Source organism: Pseudomonas sp. KB_15 (assembly GCF_052114525.1).
GTDB lineage: Bacteria > Pseudomonadota > Gammaproteobacteria > Pseudomonadales > Pseudomonadaceae > Aquipseudomonas.
In genome coordinates this window covers 1-445 of the sequence record NZ_JBFREX010000218.1, presented here as the reverse complement: position 1 = coordinate 445, position 445 = coordinate 1, and the positions used below count along the sequence as shown (strand labels likewise).

Sequence of the window (445 nt, the reverse complement as noted above, 5' to 3'; positions counted from 1 at the left end):
GTCCTGCACCGACTTGTACGGGCTGTTCACGTTCACCACCAGCACATTGGGCAGCGTGCCGATCAGCGCCACCGGCTGGAAGTTCTTGACCGGGTCGTACGGCATCTTGGGGTACAGGCTCACGTTGATGGCGTGCGAGCTGATGGTGCCGCCGAGCAGCGTGTAGCCGTCCGGCGCSGCCTTGGACACGTAGTCCGAACCGATATTGCCGCCGGCGCCGGCGCGGTTYTCCACCACCACCGACTGGCCGAGCACCTGCGACAGCCGCTGGCCGATCAGTCGGCCGAGCAGGTCCGTGGTGCCGCCCGCCGCGAACGGCACGACGTAGTTGATCGGCTTGCTGGGGTACTGGTCGGCGGACTGGGCTTGCGCCAGTGGGGCCGCCGCCATGCATCCAAGGCAAAGCACGGCCAGGGCCGGCCGCATCAATCGATGAGGGAAGGAC

The 445-nt window shown here is 67.3% G+C and carries 1 protein-coding gene; it reads right to left on the bottom strand.

Features of this window, described 5'->3' with window-relative positions; translation table 11 throughout:
- Positions 1-408, bottom strand: a 408-nt coding sequence (locus AB4Z35_RS30565) for a Bug family tripartite tricarboxylate transporter substrate binding protein (protein ID WP_442101238.1), incomplete at its 3' end; no start/stop codon positions are given.
- Positions 409-445 lie beyond the last annotated feature (37 nt).